General features: G+C 68.6%; 21 protein-coding genes. 8 read left to right on the top strand and 13 right to left on the bottom strand.

The annotated features are described in order from the left end of the window. Positions 1 to 119: 119 nt before the first annotated feature. The 5 genes from I4Q42_RS24785 to I4Q42_RS24765 all read right to left on the bottom strand — a co-directional run bounded on the left by I4Q42_RS24785 (position 120) and on the right by I4Q42_RS24765 (position 7,205). Positions 120 to 1,715 (bottom strand): methyl-accepting chemotaxis protein, encoded by a 1,596-nt coding sequence (locus I4Q42_RS24785; RefSeq protein WP_198578780.1) that lies wholly within the window; start codon positions 1,713 to 1,715, stop codon positions 120 to 122. Between the two features lie 120 nt (positions 1,716 to 1,835). Next, positions 1,836 to 2,984: an acyl-CoA dehydrogenase family protein gene (locus I4Q42_RS24780; RefSeq protein WP_198578779.1), complete on the bottom strand. Its 1,149-nt coding sequence runs from the start codon at positions 2,982 to 2,984 to the stop codon at positions 1,836 to 1,838. 94 nt (positions 2,985 to 3,078) lie between these two features. Continuing rightward, positions 3,079 to 5,337 (bottom strand): S8 family peptidase, encoded by a 2,259-nt coding sequence (locus tag I4Q42_RS24775; RefSeq protein ID WP_198578778.1) that lies wholly within the window; start codon positions 5,335 to 5,337, stop codon positions 3,079 to 3,081. A gap of 34 nt (positions 5,338 to 5,371) precedes the next feature. Further along, a complete protein-coding gene (locus I4Q42_RS24770) occupies positions 5,372 to 6,793 on the bottom strand; it encodes an amino acid permease (RefSeq protein WP_198578777.1) in 1,422 nt (473 codons plus the stop codon). A 157-nt stretch (positions 6,794 to 6,950) separates the two neighbouring features. After that, positions 6,951 to 7,205 (bottom strand): DUF6356 family protein, encoded by a 255-nt coding sequence (locus tag I4Q42_RS24765; RefSeq protein WP_198578776.1) that lies wholly within the window; start codon positions 7,203 to 7,205, stop codon positions 6,951 to 6,953. 126 nt (positions 7,206 to 7,331) lie between these two features. Here I4Q42_RS24765 and I4Q42_RS24760 point away from each other — a divergent pair, with 126 nt between their 5' ends. Beyond that, positions 7,332 to 7,796 (top strand): Lrp/AsnC family transcriptional regulator, encoded by a 465-nt coding sequence (locus tag I4Q42_RS24760; RefSeq protein WP_198578775.1) that lies wholly within the window; start codon positions 7,332 to 7,334, stop codon positions 7,794 to 7,796. Between the two features lie 138 nt (positions 7,797 to 7,934). Here I4Q42_RS24760 and I4Q42_RS24755 read toward each other — a convergent pair whose 3' ends face one another. Continuing rightward, on the bottom strand, positions 7,935 to 8,564 hold the full coding sequence (locus I4Q42_RS24755) for a TetR/AcrR family transcriptional regulator (protein WP_198578774.1): 630 nt from the start codon (positions 8,562 to 8,564) through the stop codon (positions 7,935 to 7,937). Between the two features lie 315 nt (positions 8,565 to 8,879). Between I4Q42_RS24755 and I4Q42_RS24750 the strand changes: the two genes are divergently transcribed. Then, on the top strand, positions 8,880 to 9,704 hold the full coding sequence (locus tag I4Q42_RS24750) for a UDP-2,3-diacylglucosamine diphosphatase (protein WP_110118626.1): 825 nt from the start codon (positions 8,880 to 8,882) through the stop codon (positions 9,702 to 9,704). Further along, positions 9,704 to 10,795 (top strand): glycosyltransferase family 4 protein, encoded by a 1,092-nt coding sequence (locus I4Q42_RS24745; protein ID WP_198578773.1) that lies wholly within the window; start codon positions 9,704 to 9,706, stop codon positions 10,793 to 10,795. Before I4Q42_RS24750 ends, I4Q42_RS24745 begins: the two co-directional genes overlap by 1 nt. Before the next feature lie 179 nt (positions 10,796 to 10,974). Here I4Q42_RS24745 and I4Q42_RS24740 read toward each other — a convergent pair whose 3' ends face one another. The 7 genes from I4Q42_RS24740 to phnC all read right to left on the bottom strand — a co-directional run bounded on the left by I4Q42_RS24740 (position 10,975) and on the right by phnC (position 18,697). Continuing rightward, the gene (locus I4Q42_RS24740) at positions 10,975 to 11,757 is read right to left on the bottom strand and encodes a TIGR02281 family clan AA aspartic protease (protein WP_198578772.1); all 783 of its coding nucleotides are present in this window, start codon (positions 11,755 to 11,757) and stop codon (positions 10,975 to 10,977) included. 22 nt (positions 11,758 to 11,779) lie between these two features. Next, positions 11,780 to 13,087 (bottom strand): hemolysin family protein, encoded by a 1,308-nt coding sequence (locus I4Q42_RS24735; RefSeq protein WP_198578771.1) that lies wholly within the window; start codon positions 13,085 to 13,087, stop codon positions 11,780 to 11,782. A 168-nt stretch (positions 13,088 to 13,255) separates the two neighbouring features. After that, complete coding sequence (locus I4Q42_RS24730; RefSeq protein ID WP_198578770.1) at positions 13,256 to 14,299, bottom strand: substrate-binding domain-containing protein; 1,044 nt, start codon at positions 14,297 to 14,299, stop codon at positions 13,256 to 13,258. Positions 14,300 to 14,362: 63 nt separating this feature from the next. Beyond that, positions 14,363 to 15,622: an OprO/OprP family phosphate-selective porin gene (locus I4Q42_RS24725; protein ID WP_198578769.1), complete on the bottom strand. Its 1,260-nt coding sequence runs from the start codon at positions 15,620 to 15,622 to the stop codon at positions 14,363 to 14,365. A 458-nt stretch (positions 15,623 to 16,080) separates the two neighbouring features. Continuing rightward, positions 16,081 to 16,899: a phosphonate ABC transporter, permease protein PhnE gene (phnE, locus tag I4Q42_RS24720; protein ID WP_198578768.1), complete on the bottom strand. Its 819-nt coding sequence runs from the start codon at positions 16,897 to 16,899 to the stop codon at positions 16,081 to 16,083. Then, the gene (gene phnD, locus I4Q42_RS24715; RefSeq protein WP_198578767.1) at positions 16,899 to 17,906 is read right to left on the bottom strand and encodes a phosphate/phosphite/phosphonate ABC transporter substrate-binding protein; all 1,008 of its coding nucleotides are present in this window, start codon (positions 17,904 to 17,906) and stop codon (positions 16,899 to 16,901) included. Before phnD ends, phnE begins: the two co-directional genes overlap by 1 nt. Then, positions 17,903 to 18,697, bottom strand: a complete 795-nt coding sequence (gene phnC, locus I4Q42_RS24710; RefSeq protein ID WP_198578766.1) for a phosphonate ABC transporter ATP-binding protein — start codon at positions 18,695 to 18,697, stop codon at positions 17,903 to 17,905. Before phnC ends, phnD begins: the two co-directional genes overlap by 4 nt. Positions 18,698 to 18,937: 240 nt before the next feature. Here phnC and I4Q42_RS24705 point away from each other — a divergent pair, with 240 nt between their 5' ends. The 5 genes from I4Q42_RS24705 to I4Q42_RS24685 all read left to right on the top strand — a co-directional run bounded on the left by I4Q42_RS24705 (position 18,938) and on the right by I4Q42_RS24685 (position 23,389). Continuing rightward, the gene (locus tag I4Q42_RS24705) at positions 18,938 to 20,197 is read left to right on the top strand and encodes a type III PLP-dependent enzyme (RefSeq protein WP_198578765.1); all 1,260 of its coding nucleotides are present in this window, start codon (positions 18,938 to 18,940) and stop codon (positions 20,195 to 20,197) included. Positions 20,198 to 20,359: 162 nt separating this feature from the next. Next, a complete protein-coding gene (locus I4Q42_RS24700) occupies positions 20,360 to 21,409 on the top strand; it encodes a 1,9-bis(guanidino)-5-aza-nonane synthase (RefSeq protein ID WP_058347333.1) in 1,050 nt (349 codons plus the stop codon). A 108-nt stretch (positions 21,410 to 21,517) separates the two neighbouring features. Further along, positions 21,518 to 21,697: a hypothetical protein gene (locus tag I4Q42_RS24695; protein ID WP_198578763.1), complete on the top strand. Its 180-nt coding sequence runs from the start codon at positions 21,518 to 21,520 to the stop codon at positions 21,695 to 21,697. A gap of 49 nt (positions 21,698 to 21,746) precedes the next feature. Beyond that, the gene (locus tag I4Q42_RS24690) at positions 21,747 to 22,229 is read left to right on the top strand and encodes a Fur family transcriptional regulator (protein WP_198578762.1); all 483 of its coding nucleotides are present in this window, start codon (positions 21,747 to 21,749) and stop codon (positions 22,227 to 22,229) included. A 212-nt stretch (positions 22,230 to 22,441) separates the two neighbouring features. Beyond that, positions 22,442 to 23,389 carry a thioesterase family protein gene (locus tag I4Q42_RS24685; protein WP_198578761.1) on the top strand — a complete coding sequence of 316 codons (948 nt, stop codon included), beginning with the start codon at positions 22,442 to 22,444 and terminating at the stop codon, positions 23,387 to 23,389. Positions 23,390 to 23,592: the final 203 nt, after the last annotated feature.

The raw sequence follows: 23,592 nt of genomic DNA, 5'->3' as shown, positions 1-23,592 counted from the left end.
CCTCGCCGCCCGCCAAAGAAAAGGCCCGCCGGAAGGCGGGCCAAGGTGCAGGAGGAGAACGCAGCGAAGAAAGGTCCGGGGCGCGTTACGCTACGCCGCGCCCCGGTTACTGGAGAAACTCAGTATTCTTCCCAGTCCTGGTTGATGGCGACGGCGGCGGAGCCGCGAGACGCCGTCACACCGGGCCGAGACGCGACGCGCGGAGCGGCGGCGGGGCGGGGCGCGGGTCGGGGGGCCTGGACCGCGATCGGCGCGGCCTGGCGGGACGTCTTGAAGCCGCCGATCAGGCGCGTCAGCTCGGACGACTGGCCCTTCAGCGAGTGGGTGGCGGCCGTGGTCTGCTCGACCATGGCGGCGTTCTGCTGGGTGACCTGGTCCATCTGGTTCACGGCGATATTGACCTGGGCCAGGCCGCTCGACTGTTCCTGGGCCGAGGACGAGATCTCGCCCACCAGCGCATCGATCTCGCCGACCTTGTCGACGATGCCGCGCAGGGCCTCGCCGGTCTGGCCGACCAGGGTCACCCCCGCCTCGACCTGCTTGGACGAGGCGCCGATCAGGGCCTTGATCTCCTTGGCCGCTTCCGCCGAACGCTGGGCCAGGGCCCGCACCTCCGAGGCGACGACCGCGAAGCCCTTGCCGGCGTCACCGGCCCGAGCCGCCTCGACCCCGGCGTTCAGCGCCAAAAGGTTGGTCTGGAAGGCGATCTCGTCGATCACCCCGATGATGTTGCTGATCTCGCGCGAGCTGGTCTCGATCTCGCCCATGGCGGCGACGGCGTCGTTGACGACCACGCCCGAGCGCTCGGCCTCGGTCTTGGCGCCGGCCACCACGTCGGACGCCTTGCGGGCGCCGGCGGCCGAACGCTTCACCGTGGCGGTGATCTCGTCGAGGGCGGCGGCGGTCTCTTCCAGGCTGGCGGCCTGCTGTTCGGTGCGACGCGACAGGTCGTCGGCGGCGACGCCGATCTCGTCGGTGCCCGAGCGGATGCCGTCGGTGGCGGCCGAGACGGCGGCCATGGCCTCCTCCAGCGTCGCCACGGCGGCGTTGAAGTCGCCCTTCAGCTTCTGGAAGTCGGCGCCGACCTCAATGTCGAGGCGCGAGGCCAGGTCGCCTTCGGCCAGGCGCGCCAGGGCCTCGCCCAGGGCCTGGACCACGGCGTTCTGGCTGCGCTCGTTGACCTGCCGCACCTCTTCGAGGCGCTTGCGCTCGGTCTCGATGGTCTCGAGATAGATCGAGATGGCGAAGTCCATGTCGAGCATGACCGCCTTGATCAGGGCCGAGACCGCGTCACCGGCCTTGTCGGCCCCGTCGCCCTTGGCCAGGAAGCCCTTGGGCCAGGCGTCCTTGATGGCGGCGCGGGCCAGATGCTCGCTGACCAGGGCGTAGCCGCCGATGTACCAGCGCGGCTCCAGACCGATGCGGGCGTGGGTCTCGCCGATCGTGCGCACGGCCTTGACGTAGGTGTCGCTGAAGTCGCCCTGGGCGATCACGCCCCAGTGCGCCTTCTGGCGGGATCCGGCGGCGTCCATGTGGCGCTCGTCGCCGAAGAAGCGGCGGGTTTCGGACGTCGCCTTGACCTTGTCATAGAAGGTCGCCAGCGCCGGGCCGATCTCCCGTTCGATAAGCGGACGCAGAGCCCGCAGGGCCGCACGGGCTCGATCGTCGAGACCCATGAACGCAACGCGGTCACTCAGGGCGTAGTCCTGGCTCATCTGGCCGTTTCCTCGATTGGAATATCGAGGTTCAACTTCGCGGATGATGGTTAACGGCCGTAAAACTTTTCCCGTTTAGAGCGCGTCAAACCGCCGCACTCTACCCAGATATGCTTGCGACTATCCGCCGCGACGCAGGGTTTCTCTGGCGATGACCAGTTGTTGTATCTGGCTGGTGCCTTCGTAGATCCTGAAGATCCGAACATCTCTGTATAGTCGCTCGATGCCGTAGTCGGCGACATAGCCGGCGCCGCCGAAGATCTGCACCGCCCGATCGGCGACCCGGCCCACCATTTCCGAGGCGAACAGCTTGGCGGCGGCGGCCTCCAGCGTCACGCCCTCGCCCGCGTCGCGCTTGCGGGCGGTTTCCAGCACCAGGGCGCGAGCGGCCAGGGCCTCCGTCTTGCTGTCGGCCAGCATGGCCTGGATCAGCTGGAAGCTGGCGATCGGCTGGCCAAACTGCTTGCGCTCGCTGGCATAGGCCACGCAGTCCTTGATCAAGCGCTCGGCGACGCCCGTGCAGACGGCGGCGATGTGCAGCCGGCCGCGATCGAGCACCTGCATGGCGACCTTGAAGCCCTCGCCTTCCGCGCCCAGGCGATTCTCGACCGGCACGCGGACATTCTCGAAGGTCACGTCGTGGATGTGGGCCCCCTGCTGGCCCATCTTCTTCTCGGCCTTGCCGACGTGCAGGCCCGGCAGGCCGGCCTCGACCAGGAAGGCTGATACGCCCGAGCCGCCCTTGGCCTCGGGATTGGTGCGGGCCATCACGGTAAACAGCGAAGCCTTGCCGGCGTTGGTGATGAAGCGCTTGGTCCCGTTCAGCACATAGGCGTCGCCGTCCAGCGTGGCGCGGGTCTGCACCGCGGCGCTGTCGGACCCGGCCTCGGGCTCGGTCAGGGCGAAGCTGGTGACGGTTTCGCCCGAGGCGATGCCGGGCAGCCACCTGGCCTTCTGGGCGTCAGAGCCGAACATCACCAGGCCCTGGCTGCCGATGCCGACATTGGTGCCGAACACCGAGCGGAAGGCCGGCGAGGCGCGGCCCAGCTCGATGGCCACCAGCGCCTCGTCCTCCATCGACAGGCCAAGACCGCCGTATTCCTCGGGGATCGACAGGCCGAACAGGCCCAGATCCCGCATCTCGGCGATCACGGCGTCGGGCACGGCGTCGTTCTCGGCCACCTGGGCCTCGATCGGCCGCAGCCGTTCGGCCACGAAGCGGGCGACCATGTCGAGCAGCTGGTCGCGGGTCTCGCGGTCGAGGGCCATGGCGTCTTCCTTCCTGCGCGTCGCGTCAAACGATCGTTTTATTCGCCGACTTTAGTCGGCGCGCACCGGAATGGAAGAGCCTATGGACGCGCCGTCAGAAGCGGGCCCGATAGGTGGCGGCCAGGTTCAGCTCCGGAGCGGCCGAAGCGTCGTGCCCCGGCTCCAGGGCCACGCCGCCGCGCACGCTGATCCGCCGCTCGCCGCCCAGCGAATGCTCGACGCCCAGGCGCAGGTCGATCTCGCGCCCGTCGGGCGAGGCGCTGAACCGGCGGGTCGAATAGGTCAGCGGATCCTCGTAGGACAGCGGCGCGTCGGCCAGGGTGGCGGTGAACCGCCCGCCCTCGACCCGCAGGGGCTGGCTGATCTCGAAGGTCAGCTGGGCGCAGGACCAGCCGACCAGGCCGCAATCGGCGGCGGCCGCCAGACGCCAGGCGCCGCTGACCACCCCGTCCAGGCCGAAGAGGCCGCCCTGGCCAGACATCCGGCCCATCGAGGCCTCGGCCCGCAGGCTGACCCCCGGACGCGGCGACAGGTCGAAGGCCGCGGCCGTGAAACGCGTGGTCGACGGCAGGGCGAAGGTCGAGCCCGGGGCCAGGAACGAGCCCAGCGGGCCGAGCGGCTCGTCCAGGGTTCCGGCGGTGACGCTGAGCACCCCGCCGCCGACCGCGGTCTGGCCGGTGACAGAGACGTAGCGCGAAGCCTTGATCTCGGTGATTTCGAGCGGGCGGCGGCGCATGGCCTCGCCCTGCTCGGCGCTGAAGGCGAAGCGGCCCACGCGCACGGCGGCCTGCACCGTCTGGTCCGGGCGGGCGACGATGCGGAAGGCGTCGCGGCCTTCTGGGCCGGCCGGGGCCGGCGCGCCGCCCTCGCCCTTCCAGGTCGAGAAGCTGAAGCGCCCGAAGGCCGCCTGCATCCGCGCCGACCGCATCGGCTGGGGTCCCAGCAGCAGGTCGGGAGCGCTGGCGTTGGGCATGTCCTCGAACAGAGGCGCCTCGACGCTGAAGGCCAGCTGGGCGCCGGCCAGGCTGGGCCCGCCCAGCACCACCGCGCTGGAGGCCGAAGGCGGCGGCAGGTCGCCCACGCCGCGACGCGAGGCCGACGGCGCCATGCCCGCCAGGTCGACGACGAAGCGGCGGTTGTAGTCGTCGGTCAGCACCGTGGTCAGGGCGTCGGCGCGGGCCATCGCCTGTCCGAACGGCCCGGAGATGTTGGTCCCGGGTTCGACGGTGTCGAGCACCGTGGTCTCGCCCTCGCCCACCGCCAGGCTGCTGGTTCCCACCGGCAGGAAGGCCCGCGTCAGGTCCAGCGAGCCGCGGCCGTAGGTGCTGTCGGTCCCGCTCGTACCGAGATCGGCGGCCGTGCGCAGCAGGATCGAGACCGCGTCGCGGCCGGAGATGTTGGGAAAGGCCTGCAGCAGCAGCGCCAGGGCGCCGGCCACGTGCGGGGCGGCGAAGGAGGTGCCCGAGATCCGCCAGCAGCTGCCGGCGGCGTCGCAGTCGGTGACCACCTGCTCGCCCGGGGCGACGATGTAGCCGTTGGCCGCAACGCCGGCCTTGTTGGAGAAGCTGGCGAGGGTTCCGCTCTGGGTCAGGGCCCCGACGGCCAGCAGCGAGCCCTGGTAGCGGGAATCGACCGCGTAGCGCGCCGGCCAGGTCGGATCGGCCTCGCCCTCGTTGCCGGCCGCGACGGCGACGACCACGCCGGCGGCGGTGGCGCGCGCCAGGGCGGCCTCGAAGGTCGTGCCGAGCGTCGTCTCGCCGCCCAGCGACAGGTTGATCACCTTCGCCCCGTTGGCGACCGCGTAGTCGATCGACCGCGCCAGGTTGGCCGAGCCGAAGATGCACTCCGCGCAATCGGGATCGGTCGAGGCGGTATCGGCGCGGATCGACAGGATGGTCGAGCCGTAGGCCACCCCGATCGTGCCGGTTCCGTTGAAGTTGGAGGCGATGACGCCGGCCACCCGGGCGCCGTGGCGGTCGCTCGGATTGGCCAGCTCGTTGCGGCCGGTGACGATGTCGGTCGAGGCCGATGAAATCCGGCCCAACAGGTCGGCCTGGGTAGAATCGACGCCGGTGTCGATGACCGCCACCGTGACGCCCGAGCCGGTGTAGCCGGCGTCATAGGCGGTGTTGGCGTGGATCGCCGCCAGGCCCCAGCTGCGGGTGTATTCGGCGCTGGTGACGCTGGGCGGCGGAGGCGGTGGGGGCGGCGGCGGCGCGGGCGGCGTGACCGGCGTCGTCACGCCCGTGGTCGGACTTCCACCACCGCCGCCACCGCAGCCGGTGACCAGCAGCGACCCGCCCATGACCAGGGCGATGGGCCAGAAACGCAGGAAACGGTCGAGATCGCTCATCTGAACCCCTCAAGCCCGTCCCCACGCCCAGAACTTACACCGTGGGCGACGCGCCTTTCGCGAGGACACTGCGTCGCACGCCGTAAAGGAAGTATATCGCGAGCCCGATCAACTGAGCGTAGAGAAAGTAGAGCTGGGTCTTGGCCGGCAGGCTGTAGAATAGATAGAGGCAGCCGAGGATGGCGCCCGACGCCACGACCGGCCAGGCCGGGGTCGAGAACACCCGCGGGCGGTTCGGCTCGCGCAGGCGCAGCACGATCACCGAGGCGCCGACGGCGATGAAGGCCGCCAGGGTGCCGGCGTTGGCCAGCTCGGCGATCTCCTTCAGAGGCAGCAGGCCCGACAGCACCGCCGACAGCACGCCGGTCAGAACGGTCATCAGCACCGGGGTGCCGGTCCTGGCGTTGACCCGCGCCAGGGCGCGCGGCAGCAGGCCGTCGCGGGCCATGACGAAGAAGATGCGGCTCTGGCCATACATGAAGGCCAGGATCACGGTCGGCAGGGCGACCACCGCCGCCAGGGCCACGCCTTGCGCGACCTTGGGGTGCTTGAGGCTTTCGAGGATGAAGACCAGCGGCGCTTCGCTGGCCGAGAACACCTCGGCGCGCGAGGCGCCGATCGAGACGGCGGCGACGACCATGTAGATCAGGGTGCAGGCGGCCATCGAGCCGACGATGCCGATGGTCAGGTCGCGCTTGGGGTTCTTGGTCTCCTCGGCGGCGGTCGACACCGCGTCGAAGCCGTAGAAGGCAAAGAAGATCAAGCTGGCGGCGGCCATGACGCCGATCTTGATGCCGTCCGGACCCGGCGTTGCGGCGAAGCCCTTGGGCATGAACGGGGTGAAGTGGCTGGCGTCGAAGGCCGGCAGGCAGAGGACGACGAACACCGCCAGGGCGACGATCTTGATCACCACCAGCACCATGTTGACCGTGGCGCTCTCGCGGGTGCCCAGGGCCAGCAGGCCGGCCACCGCCATCGAGATGATCACGGCCGGCAGGTTGACGATCCCGCCCGCATGCGGACCGGCCAGCAGGAAGTCGGGCGTGCCGACGATCTTGAACAGGCCCTGGGCGTGGGCCGACCAGCCCACCGCCACGGCGGCGCAGACCAGGGTGTATTCGAGGATCAGGCTCCAGCCGATCACCCAGGCCACCGGCTCGCCCATGGCGACGTAGCTGTAGGTGTAGGCGCTGCCCGAGGCCGGGATCATCGTCGACAGTTCGGCGTAGCACAGGGCCGCGCAGGCGCAGACCGCGCCGGCGATCAGGAAGGACAGGATGACGCCCGGCCCGGCCAGGCCCGCGCCGACGCCGGTCAGGGTGTAGATGCCGGTGCCGACGATGGCGCCGACGCCCAGGGCCACAAGGTGGGGCCAGCTCAGGGTCTTCTTCAGGACGTGGCCGTCATGGCCCGCGCCCGCCCCGTCGATCGCCTTGCGGCGCGTCCAGAAACTCATGCTCGTCCTCCCGACTGCGGGTGGACCATGGCCGGGGATCGGCGGCGCGCCAAGAGGGCCGGGCGCAAAGACGACGGATCTTCGGCGAGGCTTCGAAATCGCGCCCCGTGCGGACGAAACGCCGGAAAAGACCCGCTTCGACCGAAGGATCGTCGGCTCAGATCGCCGCGTCGAAGGCCTGGTAGCCGGCCGGAGCCAGCGCCGAGGCGGGGGCGCCGCGCCCCTTCATCCGGGCGTGCAGGGCCTTCACGCAGTCGCTGCCGGTGCGCTCGAACAGGAAAGGCAGCAGGCCGTGGACCAGGCAGGCCAGGCCCGCGGCGACCATCGGCAGGCCGAAGCTCCAGGCCATGGCGAAATGCTCGCCATAGGTCTCGCCGACCTGGCGCGGGTGGCGGGTGAACAGCTGCAGCATCGAAGGTCCCCTGTTTCCTCGATCGACAGGAGAAGCGTGCGCCCGTCCGGCGAGAAAGGCATTGTCGATCTTGAGGCTGGAAGGCAGGTTTGGAGAAATTCAATCTCCGCTAGGCGATTCAGAGAGATGATTGATCTCGATCATATCGATCGGCGGCTGCTCGCCATCCTGCAGGAGGACGCCACCGTCTCGATCGCGGAGCTGGCCGAGCGCGTGGGCCTGTCCCAGACCCCATGCTGGAAGCGGCTGAAGCGGCTGCAGGACACCGGCGTCATCACCGCCCGCGTCGCCCTGCTCGACCGCGAGGCCCTGGACCTGCCGCTGACGGTGTTCGTGGCCGTGAAGACCGGTCGCCACGACGAGGCCTGGCTGGAGACCTTCGCCAAGGGCGCCTCGGCCCTGCCCGAGGTGACCGAATTCTACCGGATGAGCGGCGAGGTCGACTATCTGCTGAAGGTGGTGGTCAAGGACATCGCCGCCTACGACCGCTTCTACAAGCGCCTGATCGCGACGGCGCCGCTGACCGACGTGTCGTCGAGCTTCGCCATGGAGCAGATCAAGTTCACGACGGCGTTGCCGATCCCCATCTAGCCCTTCTCCCCTTGCGGGAGAAGGTGGCGGCGAAGCCGACGGATGAGGGGTCGAAAGACCTCTCCGCAAACTTCTGAGAGACCCCTCACCCGACCTCCTTCGGAGGCCACCCTCTCCCGCAAGGGGAGAGGGATCAGGTCAGTCCGGCCACAGGTCCTGGATATCGCCCTTGCGGTTCAGCATGTGCGTGGCGCGCTTGATCAGCATCAGCAGGCGCTCGCGGCGGCCGTCGGTGTCGTAGGTCAGGGTCGTGCGGGCCAGGCCTTCGAGCATGAAGCGGGCCAGGTCGCGGCTGGCCTGGAAGCGCGGGCCGGCGCCGGCGTGCAGGATCTTCAGGAAGTGGTCGCCGGCCTGGGCGCGGTCGAACTCGGCCTGGGCCGGGGCCAGCAAGGCCTGGATGGCCGGGTCGGTGCGGCCGGCGGCCTCGAGCTCGGCGAAGGCCAGGAAGGGCTCGCTCTGCAACAGGTCCCAATAGCTATCGATGGCGTGTTCGGTGACGTCGGCCCCGGCCGGGATGCTGTCGGCGGCGGCGCGGAACAGGGCCGAGCGGGCGGCCTGGACGTGGGCCACGGCGGCCTCGACCAGGGCTTCGCGGGTCGGGAAATGATAGAGCATCGCCCCGCGCGTCAGGCCCGCGGCGTCGGCGATCACCGGGTTGGTGGCCGCGTGATAACCGGTCTCGGCGAACACACGCATGGCGCAATCGAGAATCCGCGCACGCGTCTTCAGCGATTTCGGCGTGTCCTTGGCGAGGCGGGCGGCGTCCATGGGCGTGATCTAGTGCGGAGCATGCTGCGCTGCAACAGCCGTTTTCCCAAAGAACACAAGGGATGCGGCCCATGCGACGGCGCCTCGAACGCGCCCGCCGCATGCGCAGGGACTGGTCGAAACGAAGGCTGACCCTACGGCGCCCGGCCCGTCGGGACCAGCCCGGCGGCGGCGATTCGCCGCGAACGACCCCGCGCCGAACCCGGACGGTTTCATTAAAGCGACATGCAATCAGCTTATCCGCCACCTTCAGTTCTCGCATGGGAGGGCGGTCGTCGCGGGGGCGGCCCGCCGCAGCGCTGGGGAGCCGAGGCCATGGCCGCCGAGATCGAAGTTCGCCGCTATCGCAGCATCTTCATCAGCGACATCCATCTGGGCACGCGCGGCTGTCAGGCCGAGCTGCTGCTCGACTTCATCCGCCATGTGGAGTGCGACCGCCTCTATCTGGTCGGCGACATCATCGACGGCTGGAAGCTGCGCAGCGGCTGGTACTGGCCCCAGAGCCACAACGACGTGGTGCAGAAAATCCTGCGCCTGGCCCGAAAGGGCGTCGAGGTGATCTACGTTCCCGGCAACCACGATGACCGCGTCCGCGACTTCTGCGGCACCCACTTCGGCGGCGTGGTCGTGGCCCGCGACGTGATCCACGAGGCCGCCGACGGCAAGCGCTACCTGGTGGTCCACGGCGACGAGTTCGACGGCGTGGTGCAGCACGCCAAGTGGCTCGCCTTCCTCGGGGATTGGTCCTATAGAACCATCCTCATGCTGAACACTTTGCTCAACCGCGCGCGGCGGAGGATGGGGTTCGGCTACTGGAGCCTCTCGGCCTATCTGAAGGTCAAGGTGAAGAACGCATTGCAGTTCATCGAGAACTTCGAGGCCGCCGTCGCCGACGAGGCCCGCCGCCGTGGCGTCGACGGCGTGATCTGCGGCCATATCCACAAGGCCGAGATGCGGGAGATCGACGGTATTCTTTACGTCAACGACGGCGACTGGGTTGAAAGCTGCACCGCTCTGGTGGAGCATATGGACGGCCAGCTCGAAATCCTCGAATGGTCCAAGATGAGGTCCTGGTCGGTAATCGACAGGGCCCGGGCGCTCGCCGTCGAGCCCCCGTTGCCGGAGCCTGCCGCCGCCTGATGCGGATACTTCTCGCCACCGACGCATGGGAACCGCAGGTCAACGGTGTGGTTCGGACCCTCACCAAGGTGATGGCCGAGCTTCGCGCCATGGGCCATGAGGTGGACGTGGTCAGCCCTGACCAGTTCCCCACCTTCCCGTTGCCCACCTATCCCGAGATCAAGCTCGCGATCGGCGCCTACGAGCCCGTGCAGGAGCGCTTCAAGTCGTTCGAGCCCGAGGCGATCCACATCGCCACCGAGGGTCCGATCGGCCTGGCCGCGCGCCGCATCTGCCTGGAGTGGAAGCTGCCGTTCACGACCAGCTACCACACGCGCTTCCCCGAGTACGTCTCGGCCCGCCTGCCGCTGCCGCTGGCGGCCGGCTACACCTACATGCGCTGGTTCCACAAGCCGTCGGGCCGCCTGATGGTGGCCACGCCGACCATGCGCGACGAGCTGGTGCGCCACGGCTTCCGCAACATCTCGCCCTGGTCGCGCGGCGTCGACACCGACGTCTTCAAGCCGCGCCTGCCAGGCGAGCCGGACCTGTTCGAGGGCCTGGCCCGGCCGATCTATCTCAATGTCGGCCGCGTGGCTGTCGAGAAGAACATCGAGGCCTTCGCCAGCCTCGACCTGCCGGGCACCAAGGTCGTCATCGGCGACGGTCCCCAGCGCGAGGAGCTGGCCGAGAAATATCCCGAGGTGAAGTTCCTGGGCGCCAAGTTCGGCGACGAACTGGCCCGCTACTTCGCCTGCGCCGACGTGTTCTGCTTCCCGTCCCTGACCGACACCTTCGGCCTGGTGATCCTGGAAGCCATGGCCGCCGGCGTGCCGGTGGCGGCCTTCTCGGCCCCCGGCCCGATCGACATCATCCCCGGCTCCGGCGCCGGCGTGCTGGCCCCAGGTCAAACGGACGGCCTGCGCGAGGCGTGCCTGGCCTGCCTCGACATCGACCACGGCCTGGTCCGCAAGTTCGCCGAGGGCTTCTCGTGGCGCGCCTGCGCCGAGGAGTTCTTCAAGAACCTGCAGCCCTATCCCGAACCGGAAAAGACCCGCTTCTGGCGGCGGCTTCGGCGGCTGGCCCGGATCCGCAGGAAGACGGCGGCCTGATACGATCCCCTTCTCCCCTTGCGGGAGAAGGTGGCGGTCGAAGGCCGTCGGATGAGGGGTCTCTCAAACAGGAGACGCTTTACCCGGCCTGACCGCCGCAAACAGCTTCAAGGCCTGAGAGACCCCTCACCCGACCCGCTTCGCGGCCCCCCCTCTCCCGCAAGGGGAGAGGGAAGAACTTATCGCCACCGCAGGATCAGCACCCCGTCGCGGACCTCGTAAGACTCCAGGGTGTCGAGGAAGCTCATGCCCAGCAGCGAGCCGCTCATCGGGGCCTTGTTGACGTCCATGGCGAAGTCCTGACGGACGATCGGGCCGATGGTCAGGCGGTCGGCGGTCCATTGCGCGCCATAGCCCAGGCCGTTGGCCGTCTCGGCGGTCTGGTCGTAGGCCAGGGTCTCGACCGGTATGCCGATGCGCTGGGCGTCGGCCGGGCTGAGCACGGTGTGCGAGGCGCCGGTGTCGACCAGGAAGGGCACGCGCACGCCGTTGACCTGGCCGATGATCACGAAGGCGCCGCCGGCGTCCTTGGCCACCCGCAACTCATGCTCGCCGGTCGTCACCGGCGCGCCGACATTGAGGGCCATCAGCAGCCGCCGCGGCGCCTCCGCCAGTTCGGCGCGATAGAGATAGCCCATGCCCAGGACGGCGGCGATGACCAGCCACAGGGCCGCGAACCCCACCCCGCGAAGGGCCTCTCGCCGCGTCGCCCGCAGCAGGGCGCCGGTGAACATCACGATCCCCACGCCCCACATCAGGACGTAGGTCCAGTCATAGCTGTCGCGCGGTCCCCAAGGCGCCCAGCGCCCCAGCAGCGCCAGTCCGGCGATGATCACCCCGGCCAGCAGCAGCCAGGCCAGCCAGCGCCGCCAGGACGGTTTGGACGACCGCGCCGACGTGGGCGCGGGCGCGGGGTCGGATTCCGCCGACGGCGGGGCGCCCCACGGTCCGGGATTGCTCATCGTCCGCCCTCGCGTCGGTCCGTCAGTCCTCGTCCTCGTCGCGGCCCTTGCCGGCCTTGAGGATGACCTTGTCGATGCGCGAGCCGTCCATGTCGACGATCTCGACGTCGAAGGCGCCCAGATGCAGGATCTCGCCCTCGGCCGGGATGCGGCCCAGGCGGTCGAGGATCAGGCCGGCGACGGTGTGGTAGCCGCCTTCGGCCTCGAAGCTTTCGCCCAGGGCGTCGTTGAGCTCCTGGATGTCGAGACGGGCGTCGACCAGCCAGCTGCCGTCCTCGCGGCGCAGGATGCGGCGCTCGCCCTCGTCGTGATCCTCGGGGAAGTCGCCGGCGATCATCTCCAGCAGGTCCAGCGGCGTGATCACGCCCTGCACCGAGCCGAACTCGTCGACCACCAGGGCCATGTGCAGCGAGGTCTGCTTGAAGACCGCCATGGCGCGCAGCAGCGACATGGTCTCGGGGATGGCGATCGGCTGCTGGATGTGGGCCCGCAGGTCCAGCGGCTCGCCGCCGAGGCAGGAGTCCAGCAGGTCCTTCTTCAGCACCACGCCGATCTCGCCGTCGAGGTCGCCTTCCAGGGCCACGACGATGCGCGAATAGGGGCACTCGCGGACCTCGGCCTGGACAGCCGCGGGCTCGTCGGACAGCGAGATCCAGTAGAGGTCGCGGCGCGGGGTCATGGCCACGCGCACCGGGCGGTCGCCCAGGCGCAGCACCTCCTGGATCATCGAGCGCTCCTCGGGCTCGATCAGGCCGGCGTCCGCGCCCTCGGCCAGGACGGTCTCGACCTCTTCGGAGGTGATGCCGCTGTTGCGCTCGTCGCGCACGCCCATCAGCTTGAGGATGGCGGCGGTCGACACGGTCAGCAGGGTGACGAACGGGCGCAGCACCGTGGCCACCACGGCCAGGAACGGGGCCATGCGGCGGGCGATGACGTCCGGGAACATCAGGGCCAGGCGCTTGGGCACCAGCTCGCCGAGGATCACCGACACATAGGTCAGGCCGATGACGACGATGGTGGTGGCGATGGCCTCGGAGTGCGGGCCGATCACCGGCATCGGCTCGAGCTGCTTGTCGAGGGCGCCGGCGATGGTGGCCTGGCCGTAGGCGCCGGCCAGGATGCCGATCAGGGTAATGCCCACCTGCACGGCCGACAGGAAGCGGGTCGGGTGCTCGGCCATCGCCAGGGCCAGCTTGGCCCCCTTGTCGCCGCGCTCGGCCAGGGCCTGGAGGCGGGCCCGCCGGGCGGAGACCACCGCCAGTTCGGACATGGAAAAGACCCCGTTCAAAAGAACGAGGAACAGGACGACGGCGAGCGCGAGGAGGATCATGGCCCTTGGGGGTCGGTGACACGGCGCCGGACGGCGGCCATGGCCCAGGCTTTCGTGAACGTGGCGCGGGCTGACCAGCGGCCACTATACAAAAGAAAACGCCGCGGCCCATAGGACCGCGGCGCAATCTTCGGTCGCGCGGCGAGATATCGCCGCGGATCGGGTCTTTTAGGCGGCCGGACGCGGCATCGAGGCCTTCTTGGCCACGGCGTCCTTCTGGGCCTGGTGCTGGCCGGGGGGCAGCGGGATCAGGCCACGGCCCTGCAGGTAACCGCCACGACCGGTGGCGGCGTCGGAGGTGAACTCCTTCAGGAAGTCTTCCAGGCCCGGCGTGACGCCGATGTTGGCCTTCTTGACGTAGATGAACAGCGAGCGCGACAGCGGGTAGGAGCCGTCGGCGATCGTCTGGGCCGAGGGCTTCACGCCGTTGATCGTGGCGCCCTTGATCTTGTCCATGTTCTCTTCGAGGTACGACCAGCCGAAGACGCCCAGCGAGCCGGGGGTCTTGGTCAGGGTGCCGACGATGGCGTTGTCGTTTTCGCCGGCGTCGACCCAGCCGTCGTTACGCAGCGGATCGACCAGCTGCTTGAACTTCTTTTCGTTGTCCGAGCGGATGGCGTCAGCGGTCGGGAACTTGCGGGCGCCGGCTTCGATGGCCAGTTCCACGAAGGCGTCGCGGGTGCCCGAGGTGGGCGGCGGGCCGTAGACCTGGATGCGGTTGCCCGGCAGGCCGGCGCCGACGTCGTCCCAGCTGTTGTACGGGTTGGCGACGAACTGGCCGCCCTTCAGCACTTGCTTGGCCAGGCCGAGATAGAGGTGCTCGGTCTTGAAGTTGTAGTCCGCGCCGTCCTTATCGGTGGCGACCACGATGCCGTCGAAGCCGATCTTGATGGCGATGATGTCCTTGACGCCCTTGGCGGCGCAGGCGTCGAACTCGGCCTTCTTCATCGGACGCGAGGCGTTGGCGATGTCCGGGAAGCCTTCACCGAGGCCGCCGCAGAACAGCTTGATGCCGCCGCCGGTGCCCAGGCTCTCGACCTTCGGGGCCTTCTTGCCGGTCTTCTTGGCGAAGTTTTCGGCGGTGCGGGTGGCGAACGGGAACACGGTCGACGAACCGGCGGCCCAGACGTAGTCACGGGCGGCGTGGGCGGGGACGGCGGCCAGGCCCGACAGGGCGACGGCGGCGGCCGCGCAGGACAGGAGCTTTTTCATCGGAAATTCCTGAGAGGGAAAAAGTGGGCCGGGCGACCCGAGGCCGCCCGGCGAGAGACGGCCTTAGAAGTCCAGCTGAGCGCGCAGCTGGAATTGCTTCACGGTGTAGTCCTGGTTGGCGCCGAAGTTGTCGACGTCGCCGTCCGTGTAGTTCGCCTGGAAGCGGACATAGGCGGTCGGGTAGTAGTTCACGCCCAGGGTGACGCCCGTGTACTTGCCGGCCTGCGAGGTGGTCGGCTTGGTCTTCAGGGTGTCGTAGGCGTCGGTGGTGTCGGCCAGGTCGTAGCGCAGGGCCAGCTCGACGCCGCCCCAACCGCCGGCCGTGACCGGGTTGAGGATCTTCGGACGCTTGAACTCGCCGGCGACGGCGTCGTAGTTGCGCATCTCGCCGGTGGGCCAGAAGGTGACGTAGGCGTAGCCGACCTTGACCTTCGGGTCGCCGCCGACGGCCGCGCCGCCGACGCGGGTCACGTCGATCGACGAGTATTCACCCTGCACCGAGAACGGGCCGTGCACGAAGGCGCCTTCGACGGCCAGCGTGTTGTCGCGGTTGCCGATGGCGCCCGTGGTGTAGAAGGTGGTGCCGTTGGTGTAGGCGGTGTTGGTGCGGCCGGTGTAGGCGAAGGCGCTTTCGTCGCCGCGGTTGCGGTAACGGTACGACACGGCCAAGTGCAGCTTGTCGGTGTCGGTGACGATCGGCGCGTAGTGGAAGCGGCCGGTGACGGCGAGGCGTTCCTTGGAGTCGGCGCCGGCGTTGGCGACGTCGGCGGTGTTGATGCTGTTGCCCTGCACCGCGCCGGTGAAGCTGTAGTTCAGGCCCTGGTACTTGGCCACGACGCCCAGCAGGTAGGAGTCGACGCCGAAGTCGCCGTACGGACCGCGGTCCATGAAGGTGGTGAAGCGGGTCGAGGTCAGGTTCTCGAGGCCGGTCGCCTTGACGTTACCGAACAGCAGCGAGATCGGCTCGCTCGGCTTGTACTCGATGACGACGTCGTCCCAGCTCCAGGCGCCGCCGTTCACCGCGCCGCCTTCGGCCTTGTAGGCGAAGTAGTTGTTCAGCTTGCCTTCGACGCCGAGGAAGACCTGGCGGCCGCGAGCGTTGCGGGTGTCGAAGTCGCCGCCGGGACCGTCGCGCTCGACGTCCTGGAACACGGCGTCCAGCAGGATGCGGCCGCGGACCTTGAAGGCCACGTCGTCGTTCGAAAATTGCGGCGAGCCGCTCCACTTCACGCCCAGGTCCTGGGCTTGGGCCGCGACGCCCAGGCCGAGCGCGAGCATCGCGCCGAGGGCCGAACCGGCGACCAGCGAGGTCTTGTTCCGCATCTGAGATTCCCCTTGAGGCTTTCCCTGCGCCTCGCCCCCCTCTTAGGTGCGGGATCAGGATGTGAGGGGCTTTACGGACGGGCCATGACGGTTCCGACACCGATCTGTGACAGCCCGATGACACATGTTTTCAAGGGGTTAATCTGTGTCATGAGGGCCACAGGGGGCGGACCGAAATTGTCCGCGTACGGTGGGGAAAGGACATCTGCGGCGCCATCTGGCGCGATCGACCTCCCGCCCTCTTCCATAGGGAGAGGGAGGGTCCCGCCGCGTAGCGGTGGGAGGGTGAGGGGGTTTCACCGTCGGCGGCAGATCCGAGATGTCGGCCAACCGCACGATGCTGGAAACACCGCGCTTCATTCGGGGAGTTTGTTACCTCTCACCCTCCCATGGCTTCGCCATGGGCTCCTCCCTCTCTCAAAAAGAGAGGGAATACGGACGGGGTGGTAGGCCGGACCCTAAAGCAGCCGCGAGCGGATGGCCTGGGACAACAGGTCGATCATCGACACCGCCACGACGATGACCAGCACGATGCAGCCGGTCTGGTCGAACTGGAAGGCGTTGATCGAGTCGATGAGGATGGCGCCAATGCCGCCGGCGCCGATCAGGCCCAGCACGGTGGCGGCGCGGGCGCTGCTTTCGAAGCGGTAGAGGGCGTAGCTGGTCCACAGCGGCGCGACCTGCGGGATCACGCCCCAGACGATCTCCTGCAGCTTGACGGCGCCGGTGGCGCGTACGCCCTCGACGGGACCCTTGTCGATCGACTCGACGGCTTCGGCGAACAGCTTGGCTAGCACGCCGCCGGTGTTGAACATGATCGCCATGACGCCGGCGAACGGCCCCAGGCCCACGGCGGTGATGAAGATCAGCGCCACCACCAGGTCGGGGATCGAGCGGATCAGGTCGAGCAGGCGGCGCACCGGCTGCTGGATCCACCAGGGCGTGATGTTGCGCGCGCCGAGGATGCCCAGCGGGATGGCCACCAGCACCGCGAGGACCGTGCCCCACAGCGCCATCTGGATCGTCTCCCACATCTTGGCGACGAACAGGCCCCAGCTCATCGACATGAACAGCTGCGGGTCGATGAAGGCCGAGAAGAAGCCGCGGGCGAACTCCTGCATGCGGCTGGAGCCGCTGAACAGTTCGGGGAACTTGTCGATCTCGGCCGGCTTGAAGCTGACGATCAGCAGCACGGCGATGCCGCCCCACAGCAGGGCGTCGAAAGCCAGCGCCGAGGTCGAGCGCTTGGGCGGAGCCGGGATCGCGGCGTCGGTCATCAGCCGGCCGGCAGGCCGGCCTTGGCCTCGGCGGCCAGGCGCTGGGCGCGGATGTCGGCCAGGGCCTTCTCGGCCGCCGCCACCTTGGCCTTGTCGCCGCCTTCCTTGGCCAGGCCCAGGGTCTCCAGCGCCTCCATCTCGCGGACGGTCAGCAGGTGGGTGTCGTCGGCCGGCTTGAAGCCGCCGATCGACAGGCGCTTGAGGTTGTCGCGCTGCTTCTGGGCCTCGGGCGTGTCGCCCTGGGCGTAGGTCAGGAAGAACTGGCGCAGCTTTTCCTTCACGACCGGGTCGAGGTCCTTGCGCCAGACGATCGGATCCTCGGGCAGGGTCGGCGATTCCCAGATCACCTTGACCTTCTCGGCCTGGCCGTCCTTGCGCTCGGCGTTGAGGCGCAGGCTGGTGGTGTTGTTGGTGGCCGCGTCGAGCTTGCCGTTGGCCACGGCGAACAGGTTGGCCTGGTGGTTGCCGGTCAGCACGGTCTTGAAGCAGGTCTCGGGCTTCTTGCCGGCCGGAATGAACACGTAGGTCATCGGGGCCAGGGTGCCGGAGGTCGACTTCTTGTCGCCGATGCCGAAGTTCAGCGACTTGTCGCACTTCAGCAGCGCCTCGAGGGTCAGCTTGCTGTCCTTGGGCACGATGATCACCGACTTGTAGCCGTCGACGCCCGACGGATCGAAGGTGCGGGCGAAGACCTCGCCGTTCGAGCGGCGCACCGCCTCCAGGCCCGACTGGTTGGAGAACCAGCCCAGGTCGGTCTGCTTGGCGCCCATGGCCACGATCAGCGACGAATAGTTGGACGAGAAGAACGGCTTCACCTTGAGGCCGGTCTGCTTCTCCATGTCGGCCAGGATCGGACCCCAGTAGCTTTCCATGTTCTGGGCGGACTCGGTCGACAGGATCGAGAAGGTCACCGTGTCGGTCGCCTTGGGGGCCTCGGACGGCCCCGAGCAGGCGGCCAGGGCCAGCGCGGAGAGCGTAAGGCCAGCGATCAGGCTGCGGCGGATCATTGCGGGGCTCCTTCCCAGAACACGTCCTCGAATTCCGGGCCGTAGATGTCGATGAGCTTGTCACGGTCCAGCGCGTCGGCCGGACCGTCATAGACCTTCTGCCCCGCCTTCAGGGCCACGACCCGGTCGCAGTAGCGCAGGGCGTAGTCTACCTGGTGCAGGGTGACGATGACGGTCAGGCCGTCGCTGGCGTTCAGGTCACGGAGGATCTCCATGACCTTGCGCGCCGAGACCGGGTCGAGCGAGGCGACCGGTTCGTCGGCGAGGATGATCTTGGCCTTCTGGACCAGGGCGCGGGCGATGGCGCCGCGCTGCTGCTGGCCGCCCGAAAGCGTGTTGGCGCGCTGTCCGGCATAGTCGGAGATGCCGACGCGGTGCAGGGCCGCCATGGCCGCCTCGCGGGTCTCCCTGGGCCAGGCGCCCAGCAGGCCGCGGACCAGCGGGATGCGGCCCAGCGAGCCCAAGGCGACGTTGCTGAACAGCGACAGCCGGCCGACCAGGTTGAACTGCTGGGCGATGAAGCCGATGCGGATGCGCGCCTTGCGCACCTGATCCTCGACCCTGCCCTTGGCCTGCACCGGCCCGCCGAAGGCGGTGATGACGCCGTCTCCCTCATCAATGGTCTGAAGACCGTCGATCGAGCGCAGCAGGGTGGATTTTCCGGAGCCAGACGGACCGATGAGCGCGATCATCTCGCCTCGCGCCACGTCGAGCGAAACAGCGTTCAGGGCCTTCCGCGACCCGAAGGTCTTGGAGACGGAACGGATCGAGAGCACTGGGTCCGACGTCATGGTCGGGACGAATCCTTAACGTGGTTTCCGATGCGGGCAAATCCGTTCCCTGCTTTGCGTGCGCCGCGCAACGGATTTGTGACATGCCGTGGATCAATTCGCCCCGGAAGCGTCGGTTCAAAAGGGACTTTACATCCCCGCCTATTGCCCCTATCTCGCACGGCTCCGGCGGACCCGAAGTCCTCTAAAAGCGCTGCTAACGCCGGCCTGGGTTTAACTTCCAACAGGGGGTTACGTGCATTGTCCACGTACCACACGCCCCTGGACCTGGTCCGCGAGCGGTCACCGGAACGTCCTGTCGCACTCGTGCGACCGGACGCGGTGTCGGTAGCGGCGCGCTGGTTCCAGTCTGAATTCAAAGGCGATGTTTTCTACGCGGTGAAGGCGAACCCTTCCCCGTGGGTGATCCGCGAGCTGGTTACGGCCGGCGTGCGATCGTTCGACGTCGCTTCCGTGGCCGAGATCGAGCTGGTGGCTGAACACGCCCCTGGCTCGCGCATGGCCTTCATGCACCCGGTCAAGAGCCGGCGCGCCATCTCGGCCGCCTATTTCGACCACGGGGTGCGCACCTTCTCGTTCGACACGCACGAGGAGCTGGCCAAGATCCTCGACTCGACCGGCCAGGCCAAGGATCTCAACCTGATCGTCCGCATGGGCGTGCAGGCCGAGGGCGCGGCCTATTCGCTGTCGGGCAAGTTCGGCGTCGACCTGCACGCCGCCCCGGCCCTGCTGCTGGCGGCCCGCCGCGCGACGCAGGACCTGATGGGCGTGTCCTTCCACGTCGGCAGCCAGTGCATGCGCCCCACCGCCTACCAGGCGGCGATGGCCCAGGCTTCCCGCGCGCTGGTGCGCGCTGGCGTGCTGGCCGACGTCGTCGACGTGGGCGGCGGCTTCCCGTCGATCTATCCGGGCATGGTCCCGCCGGATCTGTCGGAATATCTGGCCGCCATCGACCGCGGCTTCGCCGAGATGATGGTGCACGAGAGCACGCAGCTGTGGTGCGAGCCGGGCCGCGCCCTGTGCGCCGAGGCTTCGTCGCTGCTGGTCAAGGTCGAGCTGAAGAAGGGCGACGCGCTCTATCTGAACGACGGGTCGTACGGCTCGCTGTTCGACGCGGCGCACATGAAGTGGCCCTTCCCGGTGAAGCTGTACCGCAAGAACGGCGAAGTCGTGGAAGAGGGCCTCAAGCCCTTCCGGTTCTACGGCCCGACCTGCGACAGCGTCGATCACATGCCGGGGCCGTTCTGGCTGCCGGAAAGCGTCGACGAGGGCGACTACATCGAGATCGGCATGCTCGGCGCCTACGGCGTGGCGATGTCGACCCGCTTCAACGGCTTCGGCGAAACCGACACCGTGGAAGTGCAGGACGCCCCGATGGCCTCAATGTACGGCCTGGCCAAGCGCTCGATCCCGGCGGTCCGCCAGGAGAACGAAGAGCGCAAGGTCGTTCGCTTCTCGCGTCCGAAGGGCGCGGCCGGCAAACGCAAGCGCCGTCGCTAAACCGACGTGGTTCGCCACTAAGTCAGTTCTGAGTTAAACCGCGCGCCGCGCCCGACGTTACAGACGTCGGGCGTAGCCGCATTTTTCGCTCCCGCCGGTCGCTCCGTCCCGGCGAAGAGCTTGTTCCAACGACGGGCGTCCAAAGTCAGGGAAACCGAAGCGATGAACGCTCCCGTTCCGAACACCAAGGCCGAGCTCCTCCAGAACGTGGTCGAGCACGTCGACATCAGCTCGTTCGACGCCCGCCCGATCATCGACTCCATGCGCAAGATGTCGTTCAGCTCGCGCGACACCGCCCGCGCCGCCGACATCTTCAACATGGCCCTGGCCGACAAGGGCTGCTCGACCTGGCTGATCCTGGCCGGTTCGACCTCGGCCGGCGGCTGCATGCACGTCTACCGCGACATGGTGAAGAACGGCATGATCGACGCCGTGGTCGCCACCGGCGCCAGCATCGTCGACATGGACTTCTTCGAAGCCCTCGGCTTCAAGCACTACCAGGCCGCCGGCCCGGTCGACGACAACGTGCTGCGCGACAACTACATCGACCGCATCTACGACACCTATATCGACGAAGAAGAACTGCAGGCCTGCGACCACACGATCCTGGAGATCTGCAATCGCCTGGAGCCGCGCGGCTATTCCTCGCGCGAGTTCATCTGGGAGATGGGCAAGTGGCTGTCGGAAGGCAACGCCAAGAAGGAAGGCAGCCTGATCCAGACCGCCTACGAAGAAGGCGTTCCGATCTTCTGCCCGGCCTTCGTCGACAGCTCGGCGGGCTTCGGCCTGGTCAAGCACCAGAAGGAAAAGATCGCCGAGAAGGCGCCCTACCTGATGATCGACGCCGTGGCCGACTTCCGTGAACTGACCGACGTCAAGATCGCGGCCGGCACCACGGGCCTGTTCATGGTCGGCGGCGGCGTTCCGAAGAACTTCGCCCAGGACACCGTCGTCTGCGCCGAGATCCTCGGCGTCGAGGCCGACATGCACAAGTACGCCATCCAAATCACCGTGGCCGACGTGCGCGACGGCGCCTGCTCGTCCTCGACCCTCAAGGAAGCCGCCTCGTGGGGCAAGGTCTCGACCACCTACGAACAGATGGTCTTCGCCGAAGCCACCACCGTGGTGCCGCTGATCGCCAGCGACGCCTATCACCGCGAAGCCTGGAAGGGCCGCGAGAAGCCGCGCTGGAACAAGCTGTTCGGCAAGTAAGCCGTTCGGTCTGACGTGAGAACGAGGCCCTCGGAGCGCTGCTCCGGGGGCTTTTTCTTTGGAACAGGCAGGAGCGCGCGCGGTTGTCCTTTCGAAGAGGAGACCAGCATGGGCGACCAACCCAACAGCGACGGCCGCAAGGACAACGAGGCCGAAGCCCTAGGCGACTTCACCGCCCTGGGCGACGCCAAGGCGGTCGAGAAGACCGGCGGGAAGTCCCGCGAAAAGGCCGGGCCGGACGGGCCGAGCGCCGCCGAGGTGGGCGATACGTTCAAGCGGAAGCCCTGACGCCGCACCGCCCTTGCACGGGCCCCTGCCCGCCTTTACCTGATAGGCCATGGCCCATCACGCGTGCGATCACGACCATCATCTTCACGGCGTCGCCGGGACCGCCCTGGCCGACGAGCTGGCGGCCGCCGAGGCCCGCTGCGTCGCGGCCGAACAGCGGCTGACCGCGCCGCGCCGCCGGGTGCTGGAGCTGCTGCTGGAAGCCGGCGCGCCGGTGAAGGCCTACGACCTGATCTCCAGCTTCGCCGTCGACGGCCCGCCGGCCAAGCCGCCGACCGTCTATCGAGCCCTGGAGTTCCTGGAAAAACAGGGCTTCGCCCATCGCATCGAGAGCCTCAATTCCTACGTCGCCTGCCGACGCGAGGCCGACGGCCATGCGGCCGCCTTCCTGATCTGCGACTGCTGCGGCGCGACCCGCGAGTTCGAGCCAGCGGCCACGGCCGACATCATCGCGGCCGGCGCCGCGGCGGGCTACGCCCTGACCGGCGTGACGATCGAGGCGCACGGCAAGTGCAAGGACTGCCGGGAGTAAGGGCGCGGCCCTTTCCTCTCACTCCAAGCTTCAATCAACAGAAGTCATCGCCCGGCTTGTCCGGGCGACCCAAGCCGCATGTCAGGATCTGGCTGGCCCGGCTTGGGTCGCCCGCATGAAGCGGGCGATGACTTCCTGGAGGGGTGATCGCGGGTAGCGCACCCCGCGCGGATCAGGTTTGATCCCCCAAAGCTCAAATCACGGACGCCCGCATGACCCTCTTCCCAGATTTGCCCGGCGTCGAGATCTGGCGAGGCGGCGTCAATACCTGGGACTGCGACGAGATGGGGCACATGAACGTGCGCTTCTACGTCGTCCGGGCGATGGAGGGCTTGGCGGGGCTGGCGGCCGAGATGGGCCTGCCGCACGCCTTCGTCCCGCACGCCAACGCCACCCTGGTGGTCCGCGAGCACCACATCCGGTTCCTCAAGGAAGCCCACGCCGGCGCGCCGCTGCACATGCTGGGCGGGGTGATCGAGATCGGCGAGACCGAGGCGAAGCTGCTTCAGCTGCTGGTCCATTCGGCCACGGGCGAGCTGGCCGCCACCTTCCAGACCACGGTGGCCCACGTCACTCCGCGCGAGGGCGAGGCCTTTCCCTGGCCGTCGATCGTCCGTAAACGGGCCAAGGCCCTGGCGGTGGAGGTACCCGAGCGCGCCCGGGCCCGCAGCGTCGACCTGTCGCCGGCCGTCTCGCAGGCCAGCCTGGCCCGCGCCGAGGCCCTGGGCCTGACCCGCATCAGCCTGGGCGCCCTGTCGACCGGCGAGACCGACGCCTTCGGACGGATGCGGGCCGAGCAGTTCATCGGCCGGGTCTCCGACGGCATCGGCGCCTTCATCGCCCCCTTGCGCGACATCGTCGCCGAGGCGGCCGAGCCCGCGCCCGGGCGGGTCGGCGGGGCGGTGCTGGAATACCGGATCGTCTATCTGGCCTGGCCCCGCCTGGGCGACCGGCTGGAGGTGCGCTCGGGCCTGGTCGGCGCCGACGGCCGCGTCCTGCGCTGCGCCCACTGGCTGCTCGACCCAGCCACCGGCGCGGCCTGGGCCACCTCGACCGTCAGCGCCATCACCTTCGACCTCGACGCCCGCAAGGCGGTGGGGATTTCGACCAAGGCGGCGGAACGGCTGGCCGAAGAGGCGGTGGAGGGGCTGGGGCTCTGAAATCCTCCCCCTCTGGGGGAGGTGGCCCGGAGGGCCGGAGGGGGCCGTTTTCAGCTTCCGCGGTATCGGCCGATTTCGCTGCCGCGGGGGGGGGGGGGGGGGGGGGGGCGCGCCCCCCCCCCCCGGGCGCGGGGGCAAAAAGGCCCCGGCGGGGGGGGGGGTGGTGTAGGGGAGCCGCGGAGGAGAGCGCCCACGCCCCAGCC

The sequence above is a fragment of the Caulobacter hibisci genome (assembly GCF_016135805.1).
Lineage (GTDB): Bacteria > Pseudomonadota > Alphaproteobacteria > Caulobacterales > Caulobacteraceae > Caulobacter > Caulobacter hibisci.
Note: the sequence above shows the minus strand (reverse complement) of the source record. Positions and strands in the feature narration are given on the sequence as shown.